The sequence below is a fragment of the Agrobacterium sp. S7/73 genome (assembly GCF_019355535.1).
Classification (GTDB): Bacteria; Pseudomonadota; Alphaproteobacteria; order Rhizobiales; family Rhizobiaceae; genus Agrobacterium; species Agrobacterium tumefaciens.
The window spans coordinates 2,444,447-2,465,538 of sequence record NZ_CP072136.1 but is presented as its reverse complement, the minus strand read 5'-3'; the positions used below and the strand labels follow the sequence as shown (position 1 = coordinate 2,465,538).

The 21,092-nt window shown below is 59.0% G+C and carries 30 protein-coding genes and 1 pseudogene; 3 read left to right on the top strand and 28 right to left on the bottom strand.

Annotated features, from left to right (window positions below; all coding sequences use genetic code 11):
- Positions 1-13: 13 nt before the first annotated feature.
- From J5276_RS12270 to J5276_RS12140, 27 genes are all read right to left on the bottom strand, one after another.
- Positions 14-1,630, bottom strand: coding sequence for a DUF935 domain-containing protein (locus J5276_RS12270; protein ID WP_219256664.1), 1,617 nt, complete (start codon positions 1,628-1,630; stop codon positions 14-16).
- The gene (locus J5276_RS12265) at positions 1,630-3,240 is read right to left on the bottom strand and encodes a hypothetical protein (RefSeq protein WP_255610165.1); all 1,611 of its coding nucleotides are present in this window, start codon (positions 3,238-3,240) and stop codon (positions 1,630-1,632) included. Before J5276_RS12265 ends, J5276_RS12270 begins: the two co-directional genes overlap by 1 nt.
- A gap of 240 nt (positions 3,241-3,480) precedes the next feature.
- Positions 3,481-4,143: a phage protein Gp27 family protein gene (locus J5276_RS12260; protein WP_219256662.1), complete on the bottom strand. Its 663-nt coding sequence runs from the start codon at positions 4,141-4,143 to the stop codon at positions 3,481-3,483.
- A gap of 1 nt (position 4,144) precedes the next feature.
- Positions 4,145-4,456: a hypothetical protein gene (locus J5276_RS12255; RefSeq protein ID WP_219256661.1), complete on the bottom strand. Its 312-nt coding sequence runs from the start codon at positions 4,454-4,456 to the stop codon at positions 4,145-4,147.
- Complete coding sequence (locus J5276_RS12250; protein WP_087745989.1) at positions 4,453-4,827, bottom strand: DUF2730 family protein; 375 nt, start codon at positions 4,825-4,827, stop codon at positions 4,453-4,455. Before J5276_RS12250 ends, J5276_RS12255 begins: the two co-directional genes overlap by 4 nt.
- Positions 4,824-5,042 carry a TraR/DksA C4-type zinc finger protein gene (locus J5276_RS12245; protein WP_219256660.1) on the bottom strand — a complete coding sequence of 73 codons (219 nt, stop codon included), beginning with the start codon at positions 5,040-5,042 and terminating at the stop codon, positions 4,824-4,826. Before J5276_RS12245 ends, J5276_RS12250 begins: the two co-directional genes overlap by 4 nt.
- Positions 5,039-5,557: a hypothetical protein gene (locus J5276_RS12240; RefSeq protein WP_219256659.1), complete on the bottom strand. Its 519-nt coding sequence runs from the start codon at positions 5,555-5,557 to the stop codon at positions 5,039-5,041. The genes J5276_RS12245 and J5276_RS12240 overlap by 4 nt, the downstream gene beginning before the upstream one ends.
- 2 nt (positions 5,558-5,559) lie before the next feature.
- Positions 5,560-5,889: a cell wall anchor protein gene (locus J5276_RS12235; RefSeq protein ID WP_255609117.1), complete on the bottom strand. Its 330-nt coding sequence runs from the start codon at positions 5,887-5,889 to the stop codon at positions 5,560-5,562.
- 38 nt (positions 5,890-5,927) lie between these two features.
- A complete protein-coding gene (locus J5276_RS12230; protein WP_255609115.1) occupies positions 5,928-6,671 on the bottom strand; it encodes a TIGR02594 family protein in 744 nt (247 codons plus the stop codon).
- 107 nt (positions 6,672-6,778) lie between these two features.
- On the bottom strand, positions 6,779-7,150 hold the full coding sequence (locus J5276_RS12225) for a sigma factor-like helix-turn-helix DNA-binding protein (RefSeq protein ID WP_060642447.1): 372 nt from the start codon (positions 7,148-7,150) through the stop codon (positions 6,779-6,781).
- Positions 7,140-7,355 carry a hypothetical protein gene (locus J5276_RS12220; protein ID WP_219256657.1) on the bottom strand — a complete coding sequence of 72 codons (216 nt, stop codon included), beginning with the start codon at positions 7,353-7,355 and terminating at the stop codon, positions 7,140-7,142. Before J5276_RS12220 ends, J5276_RS12225 begins: the two co-directional genes overlap by 11 nt.
- The gene (locus J5276_RS12215; protein WP_219256655.1) at positions 7,355-8,005 is read right to left on the bottom strand and encodes a regulatory protein GemA; all 651 of its coding nucleotides are present in this window, start codon (positions 8,003-8,005) and stop codon (positions 7,355-7,357) included. Before J5276_RS12215 ends, J5276_RS12220 begins: the two co-directional genes overlap by 1 nt.
- Positions 8,002-8,196: a hypothetical protein gene (locus tag J5276_RS12210; protein ID WP_219256653.1), complete on the bottom strand. Its 195-nt coding sequence runs from the start codon at positions 8,194-8,196 to the stop codon at positions 8,002-8,004. The genes J5276_RS12215 and J5276_RS12210 overlap by 4 nt, the downstream gene beginning before the upstream one ends.
- On the bottom strand, positions 8,180-8,443 hold the full coding sequence (locus J5276_RS12205) for a hypothetical protein (RefSeq protein WP_219256652.1): 264 nt from the start codon (positions 8,441-8,443) through the stop codon (positions 8,180-8,182). The genes J5276_RS12210 and J5276_RS12205 overlap by 17 nt, the downstream gene beginning before the upstream one ends.
- Complete coding sequence (locus J5276_RS12200; RefSeq protein WP_219256651.1) at positions 8,433-8,636, bottom strand: hypothetical protein; 204 nt, start codon at positions 8,634-8,636, stop codon at positions 8,433-8,435. The genes J5276_RS12205 and J5276_RS12200 overlap by 11 nt, the downstream gene beginning before the upstream one ends.
- The gene (locus J5276_RS12195) at positions 8,633-9,352 is read right to left on the bottom strand and encodes a Lar family restriction alleviation protein (protein ID WP_219256650.1); all 720 of its coding nucleotides are present in this window, start codon (positions 9,350-9,352) and stop codon (positions 8,633-8,635) included. Before J5276_RS12195 ends, J5276_RS12200 begins: the two co-directional genes overlap by 4 nt.
- On the bottom strand, positions 9,349-9,633 hold the full coding sequence (locus J5276_RS12190) for a hypothetical protein (protein WP_219256649.1): 285 nt from the start codon (positions 9,631-9,633) through the stop codon (positions 9,349-9,351). The genes J5276_RS12195 and J5276_RS12190 overlap by 4 nt, the downstream gene beginning before the upstream one ends.
- Positions 9,634-9,643: 10 nt before the next feature.
- Positions 9,644-10,303 (bottom strand): DUF3164 family protein, encoded by a 660-nt coding sequence (locus J5276_RS12185; RefSeq protein ID WP_219256648.1) that lies wholly within the window; start codon positions 10,301-10,303, stop codon positions 9,644-9,646.
- A 33-nt stretch (positions 10,304-10,336) separates the two neighbouring features.
- Positions 10,337-10,699: a hypothetical protein gene (locus J5276_RS12180; RefSeq protein ID WP_219256647.1), complete on the bottom strand. Its 363-nt coding sequence runs from the start codon at positions 10,697-10,699 to the stop codon at positions 10,337-10,339.
- Positions 10,683-11,009 (bottom strand): hypothetical protein, encoded by a 327-nt coding sequence (locus J5276_RS12175; protein WP_219256646.1) that lies wholly within the window; start codon positions 11,007-11,009, stop codon positions 10,683-10,685. The genes J5276_RS12180 and J5276_RS12175 overlap by 17 nt, the downstream gene beginning before the upstream one ends.
- The gene (locus J5276_RS12170; protein WP_219256644.1) at positions 11,006-12,037 is read right to left on the bottom strand and encodes an AAA family ATPase; all 1,032 of its coding nucleotides are present in this window, start codon (positions 12,035-12,037) and stop codon (positions 11,006-11,008) included. Before J5276_RS12170 ends, J5276_RS12175 begins: the two co-directional genes overlap by 4 nt.
- Positions 12,038-12,116: 79 nt before the next feature.
- A complete protein-coding gene (locus tag J5276_RS12165; RefSeq protein WP_219256642.1) occupies positions 12,117-14,135 on the bottom strand; it encodes a transposase domain-containing protein in 2,019 nt (672 codons plus the stop codon).
- A complete protein-coding gene (locus tag J5276_RS12160; protein WP_035222383.1) occupies positions 14,132-14,596 on the bottom strand; it encodes a hypothetical protein in 465 nt (154 codons plus the stop codon). Before J5276_RS12160 ends, J5276_RS12165 begins: the two co-directional genes overlap by 4 nt.
- Positions 14,593-15,438, bottom strand: coding sequence for a ParB/RepB/Spo0J family partition protein (locus J5276_RS12155; protein ID WP_219256640.1), 846 nt, complete (start codon positions 15,436-15,438; stop codon positions 14,593-14,595). Before J5276_RS12155 ends, J5276_RS12160 begins: the two co-directional genes overlap by 4 nt.
- Entirely contained in the window at positions 15,431-15,802 is a 372-nt protein-coding gene (locus tag J5276_RS12150; RefSeq protein WP_112191594.1) for a hypothetical protein, read from the bottom strand. Before J5276_RS12150 ends, J5276_RS12155 begins: the two co-directional genes overlap by 8 nt.
- 131 nt (positions 15,803-15,933) lie before the next feature.
- Positions 15,934-16,674: a hypothetical protein gene (locus tag J5276_RS12145; RefSeq protein WP_219256638.1), complete on the bottom strand. Its 741-nt coding sequence runs from the start codon at positions 16,672-16,674 to the stop codon at positions 15,934-15,936.
- 289 nt (positions 16,675-16,963) lie between these two features.
- Complete coding sequence (locus tag J5276_RS12140; RefSeq protein ID WP_219256636.1) at positions 16,964-17,293, bottom strand: helix-turn-helix domain-containing protein; 330 nt, start codon at positions 17,291-17,293, stop codon at positions 16,964-16,966.
- A 130-nt stretch (positions 17,294-17,423) separates the two neighbouring features.
- Between J5276_RS12140 and J5276_RS12135 the strand changes: the two genes are divergently transcribed.
- From J5276_RS12135 to J5276_RS12125, 3 genes are all read left to right on the top strand, one after another.
- Positions 17,424-18,110, top strand: coding sequence for a LexA family transcriptional regulator (locus tag J5276_RS12135; RefSeq protein WP_255609095.1), 687 nt, complete (start codon positions 17,424-17,426; stop codon positions 18,108-18,110).
- Positions 18,111-18,253: 143 nt separating this feature from the next.
- Positions 18,254-18,466: a hypothetical protein gene (locus tag J5276_RS12130; protein WP_145166631.1), complete on the top strand. Its 213-nt coding sequence runs from the start codon at positions 18,254-18,256 to the stop codon at positions 18,464-18,466.
- Entirely contained in the window at positions 18,466-18,624 is a 159-nt protein-coding gene (locus J5276_RS12125; protein WP_219256632.1) for a hypothetical protein, read from the top strand. Before J5276_RS12130 ends, J5276_RS12125 begins: the two co-directional genes overlap by 1 nt.
- A 270-nt stretch (positions 18,625-18,894) precedes the next feature.
- Here J5276_RS12125 and J5276_RS12120 read toward each other — a convergent pair.
- A pseudogene (locus tag J5276_RS12120) lies at positions 18,895-20,886 on the bottom strand (sodium:solute symporter family protein); the annotation flags it as partial.
- Positions 20,887-21,092: the final 206 nt, after the last annotated feature.

The window sequence follows — 21,092 nt, the reverse complement described above, 5'->3', positions numbered from 1 at the left end:
AGCGGGCCTCCTGTCATGACTGCCTCTTGAGGTCATCGATGAGCGCGGCCTGCCCAATCAGGTGCGCCATCGTCATGCCGCGCGCCATGGCTTCCCCGAGATCCTCGGCCGACAATTTGAGATCCGCGAGATTGCGCGCCGCCTCCCGAAGGTCCGTGGCCGAAAACAGGATATCGCGGACTTCATCGATCATGCCGTCCATGGCGGCCGCCGCGTCCTTCTCCAACCGGTCGGTCAGCTTTTCGAGCAGGTCCGGTTCCTCGCGGGAATGCGCCGAGGCAAAGAGCCGATCGAGGCTTTGCTTTGCGGTCAGCGGTTTTTTCTCTGTTTTGGCCTCGGGCGGAACGACCGTCTCACGTCCGCCGACCAACTCGGCACCCGTCGCGGGCGTGGGAATGCCGAGGCGGTCACGGAGAAAGCTGGCCTCAGCGGTCAGGCCATGCTTGGCGAGCTTGTCGAAAGCCTCGGCAAAGTCCTTCAGCGGCACCTCGTCCGGACGGCCGATGTGGATTTTCGGGTACTCGTCCTGGGGACCGAAATTGAAGGCGATGATATTAGGGACGAGCTGCGCATTGAGCGTGTCGGATGCGTCAAGCGCGTCGGAACGTTCAATGTCCTCCTGGACAAGGCGATGTTCCTTGGCGACGGCATGGCCACCGGAAACAGCGTCCGTCGTTGTCGTCTGGCCGAGGATCAGCTTGGAAATCTCGCGGTTATACCAGTCAGCCCGCTTTTCGAACATGTCCGTCGAGCTGCTCTTCGACCCGACCTCGTGAAACTCGATCAGCATCTCGCGGGGAATGATGGCCGCGCAGTCGCCGGCAATGCCGGAGACCGCCCGCCACAAGACATCCTTTTCCTGCTCGGTTGCGCCCCGACCATATTTGCCGATCCGGATCGGCTGGCCGTAGTTTTGTACGAAGACCGCCCAGTCTTTCACGGTGAAGCTCTTGAACATCCAGAGCCAGACGGCAACACGGGCGATGCCTGACCGGATGGTCAAGCCCGACTTCGCCTTGGAGCGATGGACAACGAACTTGTGCGGAATGAGCGGCTCACCGGCAACGCCCTCGCGCAGCAGCAAGGTTTCGCCATCTTCCCGATCAAACGTGAACCAGCGCTGTGTCCGCCAGACGAGAGCACGCGGCAGGATGTTGCCGTTCTTGTGGTGCCAATCTGTCTCCAGAACAGAGATTGCCTTGCCGATCGCATCTAGCATGTCAAAGAGAGAGGAACGCAGCACGCCTGTCTCAATCCAATCCCGCAGGAACTGGGCGTGCTTCTTGTGTTCCTCGCTATCCGACGCGGACGTGACGGTGATAGGAAGCTGCGCCACCGATCGGCGGCGCGTGGCGAGCTGCGCGAGGTAGTGACTGTCGCGCTCCTCGATGTCCTCGGCCAGCTCGAAATACGCTTCCACCTCGCCCTGGTCTGCGGCCCGCAGAATGGACGCGAGTTTCAACGGCGTCATGCCATCGGCAGGGTGACCGGAAATCCACTGACGAACCCCGCCCACCTGTGCGCCGGCAACTTCTTCCGTCAGCTCGGCCGCGCTGACGACCTTGCCGTCCTGATCCTTCATGGAGCTGGCGAGGTGACGAGAAATCTTCTGCTTCTTCTTTTTCGCCATCAGAGCGATCCTCTCAGGTAGATATCGACAGACCCGCCACGGCGGTCATCGTCATGCATCGGCGGGCCGCCATTGTGGCCCTGCATCGGATTGGTGGGTTTGCGGTTGGTCTCGTACTCGTAGGCGATTGCCTCCTGGTTGGAGGCAAACCATGCCAACGCTCCGGCCGGCGCGGTATCGCCATGACGATCGTAACCGTCAGCGCCCTTGGTCGAGTGTTCGTCCGGAACCTTGATGATGCCGTTGACGTAGGCCAGTGCCTGGTGATCGGCGAGAACGTCGGCGTCGTTCGGAAACAATACGCTCTTGTCGCCGAATGCTTCGATGTAACCGGGCATATTGGCGGCGTACCATTTGGCCGACAGCATCACTTCATGGATGCATTCCCCCCAGCGCTGGCGGGCCTTCTCGGCAAGGTACTGGCCGTTGCCTCGCGCATCGAGCGCGCCGCCGATCAGACGCGGCAGTGCATCGCCGACATAGAAGAGAATATCGCGTTGCTGGTCGAACGGGATGTTCTTCAGTTCGACGATCAGGCGAGCACGGCGAATGAGATCAGGCCCGATCTCGAAAACCACGATTGCCGTCTTGTCGCCGGAGCGGGCGAAGTCTTCACCGAAGCTGTGTTCGCGATCCTTGTCGAGCCGGTCTAAAAGCGGCTTCAAGAGGCCTTCACAGAACTCTTCAGCCTGTTCGGCGCGCTCGAAATCGTCAAGGTTCTTGAACTCGTCCGGCCGGTCCCACCGAATGACGGCCGGCAGATCGGCACTCATGCAGCGCTCGATCAGGACGCGGGTCAGTGCCGATCCTTCCGCCTCGGCCGGGATTGCGTCCAGCTCCTGTTTCATCTTGGAGGTGCGCGTGCCGTAGGCCGAACGGATTTTCGCTTCCCAGGCGTCTTCCTTTTCCTGCGACCAATCTTCGCCCTTGATCAGGCAGACGCGTTTGAACAGGCCGTTCTTGACCGCGTCGCCGAAGGTGAAGGTGTGGAAGTTGAAGCCGTTCTTTCCGGCCTCCGCTTCCTTGATCAATTCGTTGAACGGGTTGCTGACGCCATTGTGCGAGGAAATGATGCGGACCTTGCCGCCCCAGATCAGAAGTGCGGCGACGGAATCAATGACGGCGCGAACATCACGGTGGAAGGCGGCTTCGTCGATGCAGACCGTGCCCTGAAGACCGCGAATGTTTTCCGGGCGGGAAGAAAGCGCCTCGATGCGGAAACCGGACTTGAAGCGGATGATATAGCTGGAGATCGCGTTCGTGGTGCCGTCGTCGCGCTGATCGAAGAAAATGCCATCCTCGATCGTCAGCAGTTCCTTGGCGACGGTCTTGGCGAAATGCGCGGCATAGCCGATGAATTCCCGGCCCTTGGGCTTGGTGTCGGGAATATAAAAATAGTTCTGCCCGCCCGCTGACCGCTGGGCGGCTGCAATAAGGGTCGCGTCGAGCGCCTCGGCAAACGTGATGCCGGTACGTCGGCCCTTGGCGCAGCCCTTCAGGATGCTGTCATCGGCAAGCCACTCTGCCTGGTGCGCCATAAGCACGCCCTCGGCCAGCGGGTCGAGGTCGGCCGGAATATCGGCACCACGAGGCAATTCGACCGGCAACATGGCCGGATCGATCGGAAGCACTGGCGGGTCCGTCCATTTGCCTTGCGGCAAACCGGGCAAGGCTTCAGCCACGCTGTTCCTCCATGCAAGCAAGACCGGTCCCTTTGCAGGACCGGCAATCGTTCTTCAGGTCATAGACGGCGCTGGAAATGCTGCCGTCACGTCGGCGGTTGATCCGCCTGATGGCCCGCCCCGTGCCATCGCACCTGGTGCACGGGTCTTTCGGAAGGGTGACAGTCATTATTCGCCATCCTTCTTGTCTGCGTCAGGCGCAACCTCGGGAACAGATTTCGCCTTCGGCCGCACGCCGAGGAACTCGCGACGGGCGCGGGCGATAGCCTCTTTCGAAATACCGGGTTCGTTGGACAGCACGTCCAGGGCCTTTTCCGCCTTGGCATTCATGTCGGCCTCGATGCGGCGGGCCTTCTCTTCGGCTTCCAGCTTCAGGCGGCGGTTCGACGATGTGACCTGGGCGGCTGAAGCGGCGCGCAGCGCGTTCGCCAGTTCCATTGCACCCTTGGGCGAAATGCCCGCGTCGCCGGCAGATTGCAGCAGCTCGAAAATCAGCGTCTTGATCGCCTCGGCCGCGATCAGGGTGAGATCGTCGGAGCCGGCCGCGTCCATGCGCTCGGATATGGTGGCGGCGATCTCGCGTGTCTGTTCTAGCCGGCGTGTCATCTGCGACAGCCGGATGGCAAAGCGGTTGAATGCCGAAAATGAAGGGATGTCGAAATCGAGGCCGATTTCGCCCTGAAGCGCGATCAGCTTCGTTTTCCACTCGGCATAAATGTCGAGCTGGCTACGATCACGGTCCGCAAGTTCCTGCGACGCCCAGGAGATGGCATCGCTGCATTCCTCGGGCAGGAGATCGATTGCTGAAAGACGGCCGCGTGCTTTTGCCATGTTACGCACCCACGCGGGACGGACGCTTCACGCCCTCGATCGCGACATGACGATCGACATGGCGGCGGCCGAGATCAGTGAGCGAGGCAATCTTGACGGTTCCTGCGCTGACGACGACGACAGCGCCCATGGTTTCCAGATAATCGATCTGCTGATGCACCCAGGGCCGCTCCTGGTTGATGCCGAAATTGGCAAGAACCGGCTCAAGCATGGAACTGCTCAGGCTCTCATTCACCTGTTCCGCCAAGGCCCTCAAGATGATGAGCCGCGCTTCCTCGCGCATGATTTTCATATAGTCGATGCCGATGCTCATGGTTTGGCTGCCGTTTCCACTAATAGTTGGTTCATTCTCTCGTTGGTGGCCTTGATGGGCTTGAGGGTCTCGTTCAGCGTATCGAGACGCCCGTTCACCTTTTCGAGGGCAAGCTCCAGTCGGTGCTGGCTTTCCCGATCGGGCAGGTGGCGCATTTCCCCTTCGATTGCCTGGATGCGGCGATCGTGGCTTATCAGCTTGGTCTCATGGGCTTCGATGTCTTTGCCAAGAAGCGCGATTTCGTCGCGGCCACTCTTGATGTCAGCCTCAAGCTTCTTTTCGCCACTGGAGAAAAACCCTTTGAGATGACCAAGCAGAGCCACGCTGGAAAGCACCAGCGTCAGCCAGGGAATGATTTCGGTAGGCGTCATCTGCGGCCTTTCTCAAACTTCGTCTGACAGGCGATGCACCGGGTGGCCGATGGCAATGCGATGCGACGGTCGCGGGCGATGTCGTTCCCGCAGTCTTCACACTCGATCGTGCCGGGTGTACGCAGGGAGCGCGAGGCGGCGGCAATAGCCGCCTCGCGCTCCTGTTCGGCCCGCTCGGCCGCTAAATCGAAGGCGGCGTTTCCACCAAAGTTCATCTGGCGGTCTCCACCACCTGGCGGACACCAACGCCTTGGATCATCTCCGGCAGCTTCGACATGATTATCTCGTTCAACGCCTTCGCGTTGACACCGAGTTTCTCGATCGCCTCCGGGTTCTTCTCGATGACGTATTTTGCAGCGTCCGCTAGAATTGAATCGCTGACACGCCCGCCCACGTGGATAACCCCGGCTTTGGCCAGAGCGAACCGCACGGCATTCGCGGCCGATTGGTGCAGGGCATCGCGCAACTTGCTTTCGATATCGACGCGCTGCTTTTCGTCCGTGATCTTCAGGAGCGAAATCAGGCGGGCGCTGATCCAGGCGACAAGCACCGGTCCAACCGTCGAGACGAGCAGCACCGCGACAGGCTGCACGATCGTCCACACCTCGTACCAGATCGAAGACGGTGCAATGATCGCGCCAGCCTCCTGGGCGAAGGCGGGTGTCAGGACGAACCAGCTGATGCAGATGAAAGCCAGTAGGCCGGCAAGATAATAAAACAGCCTGGTCATGGTCAGTCCTCAACCTTCCTGGCTTCGCGCAGTGCGAGCGTGATAGCGGCATATGCCTCGGCGGCCTTCACGAGGGCGTTCGCAGCGGTGACGGAAGACGGATCACGGCAGACCACGTACGCCGCGTTCCACGCGGCTTGTTCCTTGGCCACTGTGGATGACTTGATGGTGCCGGTGCTGGCGACAACGACGAAAGCGCTATGCGCGGTCGCAGCTGCCGAGCAGACCTGCGGCAAACTCTTCTGGATCGCATTGTCGATCGATCCGGTGGACTGGCAGGCGGACAACGCAAGCGTTGCAGCGACTGCGACAAAGACAGACTTGAACATCATGGTCCTTTTGGTGATGGGTGTTGAGGGGGGCATTCCCGTCAGGCCTCGCTTTTCGAGACCGGCGCGCCGGCGCTGGAAAGCTCGACCTTGCCGCCGATCGGCGCGTCGGCCGTCTTGGGCCAGCGGATACCGCCAGTTACGAGGCGGCTTTTTTCGATACGGGTGATCGAAACCGAATTGTTCTGGTTGCCGCCCAGCACGTGGTAGTGCGTCCGGTCCTCACCGACATAAAAACCGACATGCCCGCCGCCGTTGCGGCTGAAGACAAGGATTGCACCGCGTGCGACCCGGCTTTCGACGCCGAACTTCTTCCAGTTCAAAGCGCCGAGAGGATTTGCAGGGAGCGCCTCTTTGGGGAGCGTGGTGGCGATGAGATTGCCGATAAACAGACCGCACCACGGAATATCGTCATCGGTGAAAAAGCTGGAGATCCAGCCGCCGAGCTTCTTGGCCCATCCCATGATGGTGGGGTTGGATTTCGGGCCGGAGATTTCCTTCAGGCCCATGAAACGGTGGCCCTCGCGCATCCAGACCGGCTCAGCGGGAACCACGACCTTGTCGTGAACAACAAGCGTGCTGCTCGGGTTCTTGCTCTTCACGCCGCGTAGGAGATTTACGGTCGCAGTATCAGCGCGGCCGGTCTCGTCCAGGCCTGCTGCATGCTGAAAACGCAAGAGCGCCGCGATAACCTCACGGCCATGGACACCGTCCGCGACGCCACCATAAGCGCCGGCGACGCGCAGGCGTTCGATCAGCCATTCGTCGAAAGTTTGAGTGGTCAAGGAAAGCCCCGTCATGATGGCAACTGGCGGAGATCGCGCGGGCCGATATGGGGGCAAATTAGAGTTTGGGCCTGAAACAAATCAGGCCCGCCGTGGCGGGCGGGCCTTCAGAACATTTCAATCTGGCGGGGGTCTGTCTTTCGCCTCGACTTGAGCGGTTCCCGCTTTCGGGCGCGCTTCAAAAGTCTCTCAACACCGCTTTCTGTCAAACCGAGCCGTTTGGCGATATCGCGGTTGCTCATTTCGGCATCGACATAACGACGGGCGCGGAACTCGCGTGCCAGAGGCACCCTTATATATCCGCCCGGATAGGCTTTGGCTAGACGGTATGCAGCATCAACTCCGATCGTCGAAGGAAGTTCGCTGCGCTCGGGATCAGCAGGGACATAAAGCCTGACACCGGCGTGCGCTTCGACCAGGGAGAAGAAGCCGTCTTCGCCAAGCGTCGATAACAGATCAAGGGTGAGATCATCGGCCACGGGTAATCCTGTTCGAAATGATGAGTTGCTCTTCGGTCAGCGCCCGCAGGCGTGCTTCCAGCTCAATGCGTCGATGTGAAAAGCGCGGTAGGTTGGCGATCCGCACCGCCAGTTCGTCGCGCCGCGATTGAAGAACGTCGATCGCCTGCCGGTCCGGCCAGCCAAACAACGGCATGCCAGTCGGGGGAGCGACGTTCCCGGTCATCACTGTTGGGCCTTCTTCTGCCGGCGAACCTGCGGCCCGAAATGGTTCATGACCGTGATCCACTCGGCATCGCTCAAGTTCCGGTAGCTGATGCTTTCGTTGGCGATGTGGGTGACGGCCTGCCAGAAAGCGTTCGGCTCGGCCGGATGCAGGATTGCCCATTGCGCGCGGGCGATCTTGTAACCGGGGCTTTTCTCGTAAGGCTCACAAGGCACCCGATCGGCCCAGGCGACGCCGGCGCGCCCAAGCATACCCTTCAGCGCCTCCACGACGCTGGCACCGTCGCTCGCCTTGTGAACGAAACGCATGTCGGAAATATCAGGCAACTGCCGGCCCATAGCGAAGGCTTCCAGGGCGCTGTCACGGCGATCGTCGATGACACCGAGATTGTAGCAGGCGATCCAGAGCGCCCGCATCTTCGGCAGGTACTTGCCGGAAAGCTTGCGCTTGCCGTCGCGGCCGTCCTGGCGAACCGGGACGGGTCGCGTCACAGTGCCGCGAAAGTTGACAAGGACCTTCTGGCGCTCGACTTCCGTCATGTCCTTGATGGATGTCTTGCCGGTCAGAATGTGCAGCTTGGCGCGATAGGTGTCATCGTCCAGGCCGAGTTTCTTCTGCTCGATCTTGATGGCAGCGATGGTCCGGCTCATTTCGACATTCCTTTCGCCGCGTGGGCTGCAATGTCGGTAAGGCAAAACTCGGAAGACTTGTCTTCGCCGCCTTCCTCGGTCACGACCAGGACGTACATCTTGCCGCCTTTGGCGTGAACGAAATGGCCGTCCTTTAGAAATGCATCGATCAGCGCCGTCAGAAACTGATCAGGTTCAAATGTCCTCGGCATCGTAGGCCTCGCTGATTTCCTTGGTGGTAAAGGTGGCTTTGAAGACCGGAACGAAAAAGCGCACGTAGACCAACTGGACGGACCAGCCGCGACGTTGTGCCTTTTCCCAGGTCTCGCGTTTGCGGTATTTGGATGCGATCGCCTTGGCGGCGGTCGCGCTCCACGTTTTCGGCTGAAGCTTTCCGGATGGAGAGCAGAGCACGTAGCCTTTCGCGAAGGCCGCAGGGATTTGCCGCTTACTCGTCATGAGCGACAAACTCCAGTTCACCGGGGTGGCAATGGCTATAGTGATCATCACCGTGAAAATGGACGCGCACATAGTGCTGGTGCGAGCGGCCTTCCGGCTTGATCTTGCCGTACCGGGCGGTCACCGTGTGCCGGACGAGCCGGTTCACGGTGATCTCAATGCCATAGTAGTTGCGGATGTAATCGTAGCTCACTGGCGGACGCCCCCGACTAACGCCGGGGCCAAATGCCGCAACACCATGGCCTCGATCTCTGTGAGCGGCACGCTGGCGCTGGCAATCGTTGTGAGCTGCGCGACGAACCACATGTGCGTGTCGTCATCGAGCGCCGCAAGCAGCGCTTTCTCCGGATGGGCGATCACAAGGCTTTTCAGGTTGGCCTCGATCTTGCCGAGTTCCGCTTTCTTGGCGGTGAACCACGAAAGCCCGGTTGCCAAGTCTCCGATGTCGTCTTCACAGAGCGATGGCATGTCGGACCAGTTGCGGGTCGCGATGCCGAGGAAATCTAGCGCTTCCTGCCTCGTGACAACCGTTGATGGCTGTTCCATTGGCAGCGCGGCGCCGGCCGGTTTCGCGGCCTGCCACATGTAGTCCCGCAACTGTTCGAGGGTGATGAGGGCGTGATCCGGGTATTCTTCAGGAGAGGTTATGTCAGGCGTCTCACAAAGATACGTCCAAGCCTCTTCTGGCGTCAGCTTGTTTTCATCAGTTGCCCGTCTATTCCACGCAGCGGCCGCCTCTTCCTCGGTTTCCCCGCAGACGGACGGTCCAACAGAGCAACCGCCATCCTCGTCGTAATGGTCACCGTTCGAGCAACGGATCAGCTTCTTGGTAGGACGACCACCATGCCAAGGCTGCACTGTGGCCTCACCGCCGCAAAAGGGGCAAGGCAGTAAACTGATCGTGCTCATGCTGCACCGCCTTCCTCGATGTCGAACGAGGCAGTTGCGGCGATGGCGCGAAAACCGGCTGCATTGTTAAGGGCCATGCAGAAATAAGCAGTGAGTGCGGTCACATCCTCGTCAGGCATCATGCCGGTCGGGTCGATGGTCAGCACTTCTTCTCCGGCATTGTCGAGAATGGTGCCACCGTCCAGGCTCGATGGCACCAGAGGAAACAGGATGTTCCGCTTCTCCATTTCGGCGAGGAACGCTTCGGGTGTGGCGGGGTTGTCAAATCGAATATTGGTCATGGCTGCACCCTCACGCGTCAGCAATGTTGAGGGAAATGCGGATCCACTCGGCATCGTGCGATTCCCGGAAGCTGAAATGCAGATACTCTTTCGAGCCGATTACCCGCACGGCCGCGTTGATCGCCTCCATCGCATTGATCCAGCGCGGATCATCGCTTTCGATCTTGAACAGTTCGAACACGGCGTCCTTGCTGATTTTACCAGCCTGATCGACATTGAAGGCACGAGTGACGAGGCCACGGATTTCGGCGCGACCGTCTTCCGTCCATTCGTTCAGGCATTCGTCGATCAGACCTTTCGCGACCTGTAACTGCGGCCCGAACTCGATCAGCTTGTTTACGCGGGTCTCGACCGACATCAGCCCGTCTATCGTGCGATATTTCTGGTTCCCGGCTCCGGCGCGACCGCGCTTGATAAGGCCGTACTTGGCCTCAAGGTTGCGATCGAACTCGGCGATATCGGCGCGGGTATGCTTCTTGAACCGGCCCAACTCGGCCGAAAGCGTCTTGGCAAAACCAATGATCTTGCGGACCATCTGATCTTCAAGGAAGTCTTCGGGCTTCACCAGGGCGAGAGGCGTCAGGCCGCCGTCGCCGTTGGTGACGTATTCTTTGCCGTTTACGACAGTGATGCCGGCTGCGGCCTTTTCTTCCAGAATTACAGCTTCCATGGGTTTAACCTCATAATTTAATGTGAAAGGGGATCAGGCCGCGTCGCCACCGGACGGCGCGGTAGGTGCAGGGGCATTGGAGGGTTTGGGGCGGAACTGGACGACCTTGCCGCCGTCCATGGTGTCGGGCCGCATAAGGCCGAGGACCTCGGCCGTGATCGTGTTCATGTCGGAGAGCAGCTTGACGCGATCCTCAGACGCGCGGCGGTTCCACTCCGCCTGCGACCAGGCGTTTTCGAGCCTTCGCGCCAGATCGGCTATCCGGCCGAGGTGAACGATGAAGCTGGCGGACGTGACGCGATCGAGATGGATCAAACCGTGCTGAGCGACGACGCTATTCAGGTCGCGCTGCAACTCATGCAGAAAATCGGAAACGCATTCAGGCTTCGCCGTCATTCTTCTTTCCTCCAAAGTTCGGGCGGATGATGTTGCCTTCGGCCTTTTTCAGCAGGCCGGTCAGTTCGCCGGTGGCGAGTTGCTCGGCCGTCTTGGCGAGAAGCTTCCCGGCCTCGCTGTCGCGCAGGATGGAAAGCTCCAGCTCAAGGTGGCCGGCCTGCTGTGAAAGCGCGCGAAGGGTTTTCAGGACGGTCTGGGCGGATTGTGCATCCAGCTCCAGCTTTTCGTCCGGCTTCATCTTTCTGGCTTCCGCGAAGATGCCCGCGAGGTAATCCAGATGAGATTTCAGGGAAGGGGCCGCCGATGTCATAGGCTGTCTCCCATGTCGCGGTTCTTCCAGGCGGCCTGAAGATGCTCCAGCCGCACGCCTTCCTCGCCGTCTCCGATGGCAAGCATAGAGGCGGCTTTCATGGTGCGGTCGATCTGGCGCAGCGCACCCGGCTTGCTGGCAATGCCTTTCAGGAAGGTGGCGCAATCGGTGCCTTCCTCAATGCCCCAGGCCTTGATGAGGATTGCAGCGTCCGCAGCCGGATTGCGCGCCGTCCTGACCTGTCGGTCAAACCGGGAAAGCACCTGTGCGCGGCTTGCTACTGAACGCCCGAGGTCCTTCACGAAGGCCGTGGCGGTATCCTCATTGCCGAGCAGGGCAACGCCGCACTGGTCGTTATCGACGAAGTGACGAAGCTGGTTGATGGCTTCCGGTACCGCGTTCTGTGCCTCGTCGATGATCAGCAGCGAGCCTTCGCCGACACGTTTCAGCTTGGCACCGATCGAGCGGACGAACCGCGCAGGGTTATGCTCGTGCACTTCCAGTGCCGCGCAAAGTTCAACGAGCATGCCGTGAACGGTTTTGGTGCTCGGGCTAAGTGTGGCCATGAAGACGTGCGGCCGCGTGTTCAGGAAGTGCTTTGCAGCCGTGGTCTTGCCGGAGCCTGCGGGAAGCGTGACGCGGATGAAACCGGATGTCACCTGGGCAAACAGCAGGGCATTATAAACGTCCATACCCACCGCCGTGCGCTGGAATGGCGGCGATACCGGCATCGTGGCAGCCATGTTCTGGCTCGCGTCGAGCGCATCGAGCCAGTTGGCGACCTTCTGGTTGATGTTCGACAGGACGCCGAGATATTTACCGCTGAACCACGGCGACAGCGTGCCGTCAGGTACATCGGTGCGGCGGGACACTTCGGCTTTGGTCCAGCCGAATTCGGTTGCAGCGTCAACCATCCGCGATGTCAGCTTGCGCCATTCGTCAACGTCGGAAGCAGGATGCTTTGCGATAAATTCGATTGTCGGTTGCGACTGGTCCCACACGATATTTGTGTTGGTGGTCTTTTTCATGCTAGAGGTTCCTTTGTTCAATTGCGGGGCGGCCTTCGGGTCGCTCATTTTTTTTCGCCCTGTTGGACTGGAACCGTACTCAGTACTTTTCGGCTCTTCTTTTGCGGGCAGGCTTGCCGCCTGCCTCGGTATTCCCGGTGGGGAATTGGATGATCGCGCTTTCCCCGCCTGCCACTCTGGCGAGGCCACGCGCAAAACTGTCTTCGAATTGATCGGCGCTGACCGTCTCGACCGGCGCATGTGCGAGGTTGCCGGTGACGAGGCGCGTGACGACGGAACGAACCGGCGTCTGCGGACGCTTCGCGGCCTCGGCCTTCCGGCCTTTCTCCATGATCTCGCCAAGCTGCATCGGTGAGAGCGCCGCATTGCTCTTTGCCACGGCCTGAAGGTTCTTGACGTGGGTCTTGCGCGCCTTCTCCTGACGACGGGCGGCACCCGTATCGGCAAAGCCAGTCTTGACAAGGCAATCGGCGTCACAAAGGAAACGGCCTTCCGGATCGTAGACCTTGACCGGCTTATGCAGGTCAGCCGGATCAAACCGAACCGTCAGCTTCTTGCCGATCCACTCGTTAAGCACCGCATTCCAGTAGCGATTACCGTGCATGTGGATCGCGCCGTCCGGCTTGCGCGCCGTGATGGCAACGGCCGAGAGCATCCAAAGCGAACGCTGTGCCATGCTGGCATAACGAACGATGGTGGACGGCTCCGCGATCGACGCGTCGAACGTCTGCGCGAAGCTGCGACCGTTGGCGGTTTCCGTGGTGCGGTTCAGCCTGTGATTATGCTCGTCAACGCAATGTGCGACATGGCGCTGGAGCGTTTCTAGCGGAATGGCGCTGTTGCCGTAGTTTTCTGGCTTCGCCTCTGGCTTGTTGCCGGTGTAGCAACCGGACATCGACGGATGCTTGGAGATTTCCTCGGCTAGATCGCGCCAGGCGCGTTCGATCGGCTTCGACTGACCGGAGCGCGGCTTGACGAAATGCGGCTCGATGTCGAGGGTTTTCAGGAGGCCGGCAACATCGTCCTCATTGACCTTGAAGCGGTGGCGGGTCTTTGCCCCGCCCGAAATCATCTTGCCCGCAAACGCGCGGCCGTTGTCCATATAGATGTGATAGGGCAGCATGCCGTCATGGTTCTCGATCATCGAACCGATGCAGGTGCGGACAGCCTCCCAAGTCTCAGCCTCGGCCAGCGTCCACGAAAGCACCTTGCGGGAATAGATGTCCTGAATACCGATGAGTATGATGCGCACCGGCGTTTGAGACCACGGAACCCGAACAAACAGATCGAGCTGGTGACCGTCGGTGTTGACGATCTCCATGGCATGCAGGTGGGCCACGGTGCGCTTTTGTGCCGGGAAAAGCTGTTTCGCCTTGTCCTTGCCTTCGCGGGCGATGATCTGGGCGGCCTTCGGCACTTCCGCGTCGAGGCGGCGGCGCAAGGAACGCTCCGAAGGGATCGGCGACAGGTTCTGGTCACGGGCGACCATCATCATGCGACGGTAGCAGGCGCTAAAGGATGGACGTTCCGGCCGCAGGAAGTCGGATTTCAGGATTTTCCATGCTTCCGGGTGGCAGGGGGTGACATCGGCGACTTCACCGCTTGCGCTTCCGCAAAACGAAGGGGCGAGTGCGGCAAGCCAATCCTGTCGGGAATGCCCCTCAACGCTTTCCATCCAATTATAGACGGTGCGGGGAGATACCGATGCTTTTCTGGCGCAAAACTCTATTGCCTTTACAACCTGCAACCCGGCCGCGCGAAGCTCTGCGACTTCGGTGAGCACATCGAAGCGGGTTTTGCAGATGGCTTTATGGGCATCCGAAAGGGCCTCAAACCGGTCCCAAAGCATCTTTGAAAGCTTTGTCGGGCGCGGATCGGTCGGCTCCGCATTGAGAAAAGCAAGCTTCGCCTGCGCCACCGGAGGCAGGAAGGAATAATGGTACTCAAACCCGCCGCCCTGACCGGCCTTTGGGCGGGCCTTCGCGGTGGACCGCACACCAGAGCGGTCGATAAAAAGATCGATGCCTTTTCGGGACTGCGGCAGGCCGGGGAGGGCCGCGTCAGACAGCTCGGCGGATGTGAACCATTCTTTCTTCATTTGCGCACCCGACGAATGTGCACTGGCGTCGCCTGAAGAACTTTCAGTTCCTGGGCGAGCTTCTTTTGCTCCTGGCGAATACGTGACATTTCCGCGAGGCGGGCTTCGTCGCCTTCGAGCAGCAACAGGCCGTCATCGGAAACAACGACATCCCAAAGCCAGAAAGCGTTGGTCGCGCGGACAAACGCCTTGAAGCGCGGCATGCTGATGTCGTGGGCCGTTTTGCTTTCGGCGGTGTAGCTGTCGAGAGCGGACTTCGAGACCTTGTCCAGGCCGAGATAGTAAGCCATGCGCGCGGCGATCGTGTCGCGGTCGTACTGGCATTCCCGGATGGCACGCGCCATTTCGCGTTTCAGGGTCGAACGGAAGCGGTCGATATCGAGACGTTCCGATGCAGAGCGCACCGGGAAAACTGTCTCTTTGAAAAAGTCCATCTGGTTGGGATCGCGTTTCGTGCTCATGCTGCCTCCTCGCGGATCGCAGCCATGAGGGCATCCGGCGTGTTCGACATGCCGATGTGCTCAAGGAAGCTGTCGCGGGTTTCCTCGCTCGCCTCGTCCCAGGCGGCGATCAGTTTCGTGAGGATGATGGATTGAGAAGGGGCGGGTGGCGTGGCGACCAGAGCCGGGGGCTTGGTGAAGGCCAGTACCTTTTTCACATCCCGGGTGTGCTTCAACGCGCCGGCTATAGCGATCTGGTCTTCCCGAGGAAGCTTGGCCAAGGTCAAAAGCTGCGACTGATCGTTTTCAGCCGTGGTGCCGCGCACCGCCTGCTTCAGCACTGGATCAAGCTTCGTTCCAATGCTGACTGCGCGTTCGTACTTGTCTTGGCTAATGCCGAGGCGTTCCTGCACCAGTTTGGACAGCTCGCGGCCGGCGCTGAAAACCAAACCCGCATTTTGCGGTTTTGATTTCTGGTCGCCGCCTCGTGTGATCTTGCCGTGCTTTTCTTCCCACAACTCGCGGTACTTCATGACAAAGATGGCGCGATCGAGCGGGTTCAACTCGTTGCGATATAGGTTCTCGGAGATTTCGAGCAGCTGCGCTTCAACGGCGTCAGCCTTGACGACAATGGCGTCGATCTCCGTCCAGCCGAGCAACGTCGCGGCGGTGGTTCGGTAGCCGCCTGCCACCAGCGTGTAAGGAGTTCCTTTTTTGGCAGGCGTCTTGCGGATCATGATCGGGCTGATCTGCCCGTGTTCAGACATCGAGGCGGCAATGGCCTCGGCATAATCCATGTCGATCGGGCGAAGGCGCTCACCGATATGGATGCTGGATACGGCAACGCGAATGAACTCAGCCATATGCCGCGTCCTGTCCGGCTGCTTCGTGCAGCATGGTCATAAAGTTGTCTTTTGCCCGCGCGGCAATCCGTTCGTAAGCCTTGTCAAATACCGGCTCGAAGCGTCTCGCCTCGACGATGCGGACAGCCTGCATCACAGTCCAGCGGGCCACGCCGAGCAACACGACCAGGCGCCGGCGCGGCACATTGAAATCGACATGAAGCACATAGATCGCTAGCTGACGAGCAAGCTTCGCGTCAAACATTTCGGCAGGGGGATTGATGATGTGACGAAGGGGAAGGTGATTGAAGTGAGAGCGAGTGGCGCGGTAGCTGGACGCCACCATCGCCTGCAGGCGCTCTTCATCGGAATACGGATTGACCATCGAAAACCTCGGGTTCGTCGCGCGGCGACGGCATTGCGGCAGATCGATGCCGGGGCGGTGGGGACCGGGATTTTGGCCGCCCCGGCATCTGGCGTCGCTCCCAGGGGGTAACAGAGCGACGGTTCGGAAAATCAGCGTGATTTGAGGGTGCCGGGGCGAGAAAGGATGTGGCAAAGCTCCGGCTGCATATCGATCGTCAGGCAATCGATCAGCTTGGCGTCGATATCCTCATTCTGTTCGGACAGAAGGAAATCGACGAGCATGTTTCCGGGCGTCATATCGACAAAGACATCCGTCACCATGTGTTCCGCTTCGGCCTCAAGCAGATCGCGCAACGCTTCTGCAACGATCGTATCTTCGACGATGATTGAATCGGGGCTGTAGCCCGCTTTACGCTTTGTTTCGAACAGGTCGTGCGCAGCCTTAACGACAGCCCGAGCCTGTTCTAGGCGCAAAGTCCGCTCCGGAGATCGAGCCACTTCACAAGCCATGTCCTGTCCCGAGCGCTGCACAATCTTTGTGATCGTCGGGCGTTCAGCAGAACTGACGCGCAGTTGGTTCGCCGCCTCGTCACTGATGTTAGAGACAGCCGTCAGCAACTGCTTTCGGGTGACAGCTACCGGCTGAACCTCGGACGGATGAGGTCGCTCGATCAGACCGTTTTTGACGCGTTCGTGCCAGTGGGCGAAGTCGTCAAACGTTGGCCCTTCGAGATTGCGCTTTTTCACGGCGTTGCCGAAGAAATAATAGGCTTCACGAACTGACTGCCCGCGCTCGACGATGTTGTCGAAAGTGGTGATGACCAAGTCCATAATGCGTGGCGGGACACGGTCAAAGAAAGGCACGGCGACGTAGTTGCGGACTGCGGTCATTGAGCTGCTCCATAGTGTTTGATGATGGTGAAAAGGACGGCCGAAACGCCTGCGAACGCAGGACTAAAAATCAGCAGGGTTTCGGCCCACCGGCACACGCGAGAGCGGGCCGGAATGAAAATCGGGCTGTCGAAATTGGCATGCGGTTTTGTCATTGTGGGGTGTCTGCTGATCGGCGATGGTCGGGGTGTGGAGCGGTCGAGAGATTGGGTCTGACAGCCGGGGCGATTGAGCGCCTTGCACACGATGTGCGGCAGGCTAGAGCAGCAATCCCGAACCGTTCCACGCTTCATGCTGCGGCCTGATCCGCCTCGACGGCGCGACGGCCGTTCCGGTAGTTTTCCGAGGGCTGCGGGCTAAGCCTGCGACCATCGGCCAGGTAGCGGGAGAACCATAGAAGGTGGGGCCGGGTATCAAGGGCCGCTGCAATAGCGCGTTCGCCAGCCACATGAGGCTCGTATACGGCGTTACCGGCCGTGCCGGTCGGCAGGCCATATTTCTTGTCGATCTCGGCAAGCGTAATTTTGGCAATGATGAGCATGCCCTTAATCCGGGCAATTTCTTCCAGCCGCCTGCGTTCGGCAAGGGTAACCTTGCCGTCGTCAGAGACACGGTGCATAAAGGATTCCTTCCAGAAGGGAGGCCCTGACCGGCCTCCTTTTTTGGGGTTATTAATTCTGCGAACACAGAAAGGATTAAACCAGAAATTCGGTTTTGTAAACTGGATTATTGGTTTAACTGGGAAATTATTGGCTAGACCTGAAGCGAAACCGAAAACGCCGCTCGCGGAGCGTCTGCGAGACTTGCGGCGTAGGCTCGGCGATCCCGAAAGAGATTTGTTCGCCGAGCAACTCGGCGTCAGTAAAAATACGCTGGCTTCATATGAGCGCGGGGAAACAGAACCTACCGCATCGATCCTTGATGCCTACCGACAGAATTTCGGAGCCAGTGTCCTATGGATTGTCACCGGGCAAGGTGACATGTTTTCCGAATCTGCGACGATAACTGAAGGCGTGGATATGGTGAAAATTCCGCGCTACGATGTTCAAGCCGCCGCTGGCTCAGGCTTGATCCCAAAGGATGACAGCCCCCACAATGAGGTGGCGTTCAGCCGAGCTTTTCTCCAAAGCATCGGCGCGAAACCCGAAAGCTGCATTATGCTTGAGGCGAAGGGCGAAAGCATGTTGCCCACCATTCCGGACGGCGCATTTATGATCGTCGATCAGAGCAAAACTGACATCGTCGATGATGAGGTTTTTGTTTTCCGGGTCGGCCCTGGTATCAAGGTAAAGCGGGCAAACTGGCGCATGGACGGTTCGCTTGAACTGCGATCCGACAACGAGCAGAACGGCTATCCCGCCGAAGTCATCAGCGAGGACATTGCAGATGATCTTTCCGTGATCGGCCAAGTGCTCTCTCTTCTTCGTCGAGCATAATTTGAGATTCTCTCAATGGTGGCATTGACTCATTTCTCAATGAGAACAAAATAGGAACATTGGTAACGCCAAAAGTGAGGTAAAAGGGTATGGCGCCAACTGATAAGTTCGTTGTTGTTCCATTCGCGGAGCGGAGAATTGAGATGGTGGATGTTGACTGGAAGATTGCCCCGAAAAACGCCCGCTGGTGGGCGATCGATGCCACTGGCGAGGCTCACTGGTTTTGTGAACCTGATATCGCGGCATTTACGGATTTCTGGTTTTCGGAGCCGGTTATTGCACCATCCTTCGGCTTCAATGGTGACTGGAGAGCGAGCTTAACGGAACGCCCCGCCCGATTTGGCCTGGTCAGGTAATGCAAAAAGCCGCCTTCCATCTTCTGGAGGGCGGCTTTTTTCGCTTCGGCGTTGATTTTGCAAGGTTATTTGTCTTTTCAGACGAACATGGCAGCTTCTTCCATCTTAGAATTGGAAAGTGGGCGCTCTTTGATGTCTGTTTGAGTGCGGCAGCTTAGTCCGCCGAGATTTTCGAAAGGCCGGTTTTCCGGGCTTTGAAGGCTCTTAAAAGGCCGCTATAGCTATTCTTGAAGGGTTGTTGAGGGCCGTTCGAGTTTTCGCGATTTTTGCCACGGCGGTTCGCAGATCACGGCGCAGGTCTGTCAAACTCGGTTTTGAATGGTGATCTTCAAGTCCTACGAAAGCCCCTGATTTATAAGGCTTTCTCGCCAGTTCCCACATATTCCCGGATATTCCCAGAGATTGCAGTAAGTGGTGACAAAGTACAGCGAGCTGTCGAAAACGGCGATGCCCTGGTCCATCTGCGCCAGCGCCGTTTGCAGCATGTCCTGATTATATTGCAGCGCTTCGCTTGCCTGATCCAGCAGCCAGGCCGTGTCGGCGCTGGTGTCCTCCGCCTTCTGGAGAATGATCGAAAGCACGAGACGGGCTGAGGAGGAGCCGATGGCGCTGCCCAACAATTGTTCGGAGAAATGGATCAGCGCCATGTCGGCGGGCTGGTCGTCATTGAGCTTCCTGCCCGCCGTCTTTTCATAGGTCGCCAGTGAGCGCAGCATGCGCTCTTCACCGAGATAACGGGCAATCGCGCTTTTGAGATCGCCGACGCTGACGCGGGTTTTCCAGCCGCGCGTGGCGAATTGTGATTTCGAATGGCGCTTCACGAAGATGCCGGACTGGATGCGCTCCACCGGTCGTGGGTTGCGTGAAAGCGAGCCAAGCACGAAAGCCATGCTGTTGACGAGCAGGCTGAGGATGACCGCGTTCACAAAAGGATCGGCCTCGGGACCGTTGAAGACCGTACTGCCGGAAAACAGGAAGCCGAGAACGGTGGCCGCGACCTCTGAGTTATCAGGCCCGCCGAAGCTTGGCAGAAACAGCAGGTAGGCCCAGACAAAAAAGCCTGAACTCAAACCGGCAATCGCACCGCGCGCATTGGCGCGCCGCCAGAACAACCCGCCGAAAAGGGCAGGTGCCATCTGGGCGATGGCGGCAAATGCCAGGAGGCCGATGGAGGCAAGCCCGGTGGCACTATCGGCCGCACGATAATAGCCGTAGCCCAGAAGCATCACCGCAAAGATCGCTGTTCTGCGGATGTTGAGAAGCGTTTTGGCAAAGTTGTCCCGGTGCGGCGAGCGGTTCAAGAGCTTCTGCCGCAAAAAGATCGGCATGACGATGTCGTTGGAAATCATGATCGACAGCGCGACCGAGGCAACGATCACCATGGCGGTCGCCGCTGAAAATCCGCCAATGAAGGTAATCAGCGAAACGACCGGCATCTGATGCGCGAGCGGTAATTGCAGGACGTAAAGATCGGCGTTGCCATTGGCGCCGAGCGTCAAAATTCCGGCAAGCGCTATCGGCAGCACGAAGATGTTGATCGCAATCAGATAAAGCGGCAGCAGGAACCCCGCCATGCGCAGCTCTTCCGGCGTACGATTTTCAACCACGGTGACATGGAACTGGCGCGGCAACAGGATGATCGCGAAACCGGAAAGCAGGGTCATCACGATCCAGCGGCTGATGGGCGTGTGATAGGATATGGCCCGCATAGCCCGTTCATTGCCCGACGCAAGTTCCCACAAATGCGAGGGGCCGTCGAAGAGGACGAACAGAACGTAAAAGCCGACGGTGCACATGGCCACGAGCTTGACGAGCGATTCCATCGAAATCGCCAGAATAAGCCCGTCCTGATGTTCGGTGGCGTCGGTATGCCGGGTGCCGAACATGACGGCGAAGCCCGCCATGACGATGGTGACGAGCAGCGGCAGATCGAGGAAATAGAGGTTGCCGCTGCCAATGCCGTAATCGCCGGGATCGACCATCGTCGCCACCGAACTGGAAACGGCCTTCAATTGCAGCGCGATATAGGGAATGGCGCCGACAAGCGCGATGATGGCGACAATCATCGCCACGGTGGAGTTCTTGCCGTAGCGGGCGGCAATGAAATCGGCAACCGACGTCAGCTTTTCGGTTTTGGCAAGCTCCACGATCCGGCGAATGATCGGCATGCCGATGGTGAAGGCAAGGATCGGCCCGGTATAGATGCCGAGGAATTCCAGCCCCTTGTCCGCCGCAAGCCCGACGCCGCCGAAATAGGTCCAGGAGGTGCAATAGATCGCCAGGCTAAGCGCATAGACGAACGGCCGCCCCTTTTTGGGAGCGTTTCTTTTCCGGCTGTTCCTGTCCCCATAACTTGCAACCGCAAACAGCAGCAGGACATAAGCGAAGGCCGAACCGAATATGATCCACCCAGGAAGCACGCATCCTCCCCATGCAACAATCCCTGAAAACGAGCATAGGCGAATTCCGGGCCGTTGAGAATGAGCGCGGTCTGATCATAAAGTTCAAGACTACCGTGCAAAAAGCCTAATAAATGCAATCTTGACGAATTCCAAATGGGACAGGGAATCTATATGGTTGAACCCGTAGGGACAGTCACATAGCTTCAGCTCGCGAAGCAGGAGAG

Bases quoted from the DNA above. Each gene is read 5' to 3' on its own strand.
- J5276_RS12165 (WP_219256642.1), bottom strand. From the start codon at position 14,135: ATGAAGAAAGAATGGTTCACATCCGCCGAGCTGTCTGACGCGGCCCTC.
- J5276_RS12160 (WP_035222383.1), bottom strand. From the start codon at position 14,596: ATGAGCACGAAACGCGATCCCAACCAGATGGACTTTTTCAAAGAGACA.
- J5276_RS12150 (WP_112191594.1), bottom strand. From the start codon at position 15,802: ATGGTCAATCCGTATTCCGATGAAGAGCGCCTGCAGGCGATGGTGGCG.
- J5276_RS12195 (WP_219256650.1), bottom strand. From the start codon at position 9,352: ATGAGCACGATCAGTTTACTGCCTTGCCCCTTTTGCGGCGGTGAGGCC.
- J5276_RS12255 (WP_219256661.1), bottom strand. From the start codon at position 4,456: ATGAGCATCGGCATCGACTATATGAAAATCATGCGCGAGGAAGCGCGG.
- J5276_RS12250 (WP_087745989.1), bottom strand. From the start codon at position 4,827: ATGACGCCTACCGAAATCATTCCCTGGCTGACGCTGGTGCTTTCCAGC.
- J5276_RS12180 (WP_219256647.1), bottom strand. From the start codon at position 10,699: ATGACGGCGAAGCCTGAATGCGTTTCCGATTTTCTGCATGAGTTGCAG.
- J5276_RS12205 (WP_219256652.1), bottom strand. From the start codon at position 8,443: ATGACGAGTAAGCGGCAAATCCCTGCGGCCTTCGCGAAAGGCTACGTG.
- J5276_RS12210 (WP_219256653.1), bottom strand. From the start codon at position 8,196: ATGCCGAGGACATTTGAACCTGATCAGTTTCTGACGGCGCTGATCGAT.
- J5276_RS12170 (WP_219256644.1), bottom strand. From the start codon at position 12,037: ATGAAAAAGACCACCAACACAAATATCGTGTGGGACCAGTCGCAACCG.
- J5276_RS12175 (WP_219256646.1), bottom strand. From the start codon at position 11,009: ATGACATCGGCGGCCCCTTCCCTGAAATCTCATCTGGATTACCTCGCG.
- J5276_RS12265 (WP_255610165.1), bottom strand. From the start codon at position 3,240: ATGTTGCCGGTCGAATTGCCTCGTGGTGCCGATATTCCGGCCGACCTC.
- J5276_RS12235 (WP_255609117.1), bottom strand. From the start codon at position 5,889: ATGATGTTCAAGTCTGTCTTTGTCGCAGTCGCTGCAACGCTTGCGTTG.
- J5276_RS12145 (WP_219256638.1), bottom strand. From the start codon at position 16,674: ATGACCGCAGTCCGCAACTACGTCGCCGTGCCTTTCTTTGACCGTGTC.
- J5276_RS12245 (WP_219256660.1), bottom strand. From the start codon at position 5,042: ATGAACTTTGGTGGAAACGCCGCCTTCGATTTAGCGGCCGAGCGGGCC.
- J5276_RS12125 (WP_219256632.1), top strand. From the start codon at position 18,466: ATGCAAAAAGCCGCCTTCCATCTTCTGGAGGGCGGCTTTTTTCGCTTC.
- J5276_RS12240 (WP_219256659.1), bottom strand. From the start codon at position 5,557: ATGACCAGGCTGTTTTATTATCTTGCCGGCCTACTGGCTTTCATCTGC.
- J5276_RS12270 (WP_219256664.1), bottom strand. From the start codon at position 1,630: ATGGCGAAAAAGAAGAAGCAGAAGATTTCTCGTCACCTCGCCAGCTCC.
- J5276_RS12130 (WP_145166631.1), top strand. From the start codon at position 18,254: ATGGTGGATGTTGACTGGAAGATTGCCCCGAAAAACGCCCGCTGGTGG.
- J5276_RS12140 (WP_219256636.1), bottom strand. From the start codon at position 17,293: ATGCACCGTGTCTCTGACGACGGCAAGGTTACCCTTGCCGAACGCAGG.
- J5276_RS12220 (WP_219256657.1), bottom strand. From the start codon at position 7,355: ATGACCGGGAACGTCGCTCCCCCGACTGGCATGCCGTTGTTTGGCTGG.
- J5276_RS12185 (WP_219256648.1), bottom strand. From the start codon at position 10,303: ATGGAAGCTGTAATTCTGGAAGAAAAGGCCGCAGCCGGCATCACTGTC.
- J5276_RS12155 (WP_219256640.1), bottom strand. From the start codon at position 15,438: ATGGCTGAGTTCATTCGCGTTGCCGTATCCAGCATCCATATCGGTGAG.
- J5276_RS12215 (WP_219256655.1), bottom strand. From the start codon at position 8,005: ATGAGCCGGACCATCGCTGCCATCAAGATCGAGCAGAAGAAACTCGGC.
- J5276_RS12190 (WP_219256649.1), bottom strand. From the start codon at position 9,633: ATGACCAATATTCGATTTGACAACCCCGCCACACCCGAAGCGTTCCTC.
- J5276_RS12260 (WP_219256662.1), bottom strand. From the start codon at position 4,143: ATGGCAAAAGCACGCGGCCGTCTTTCAGCAATCGATCTCCTGCCCGAG.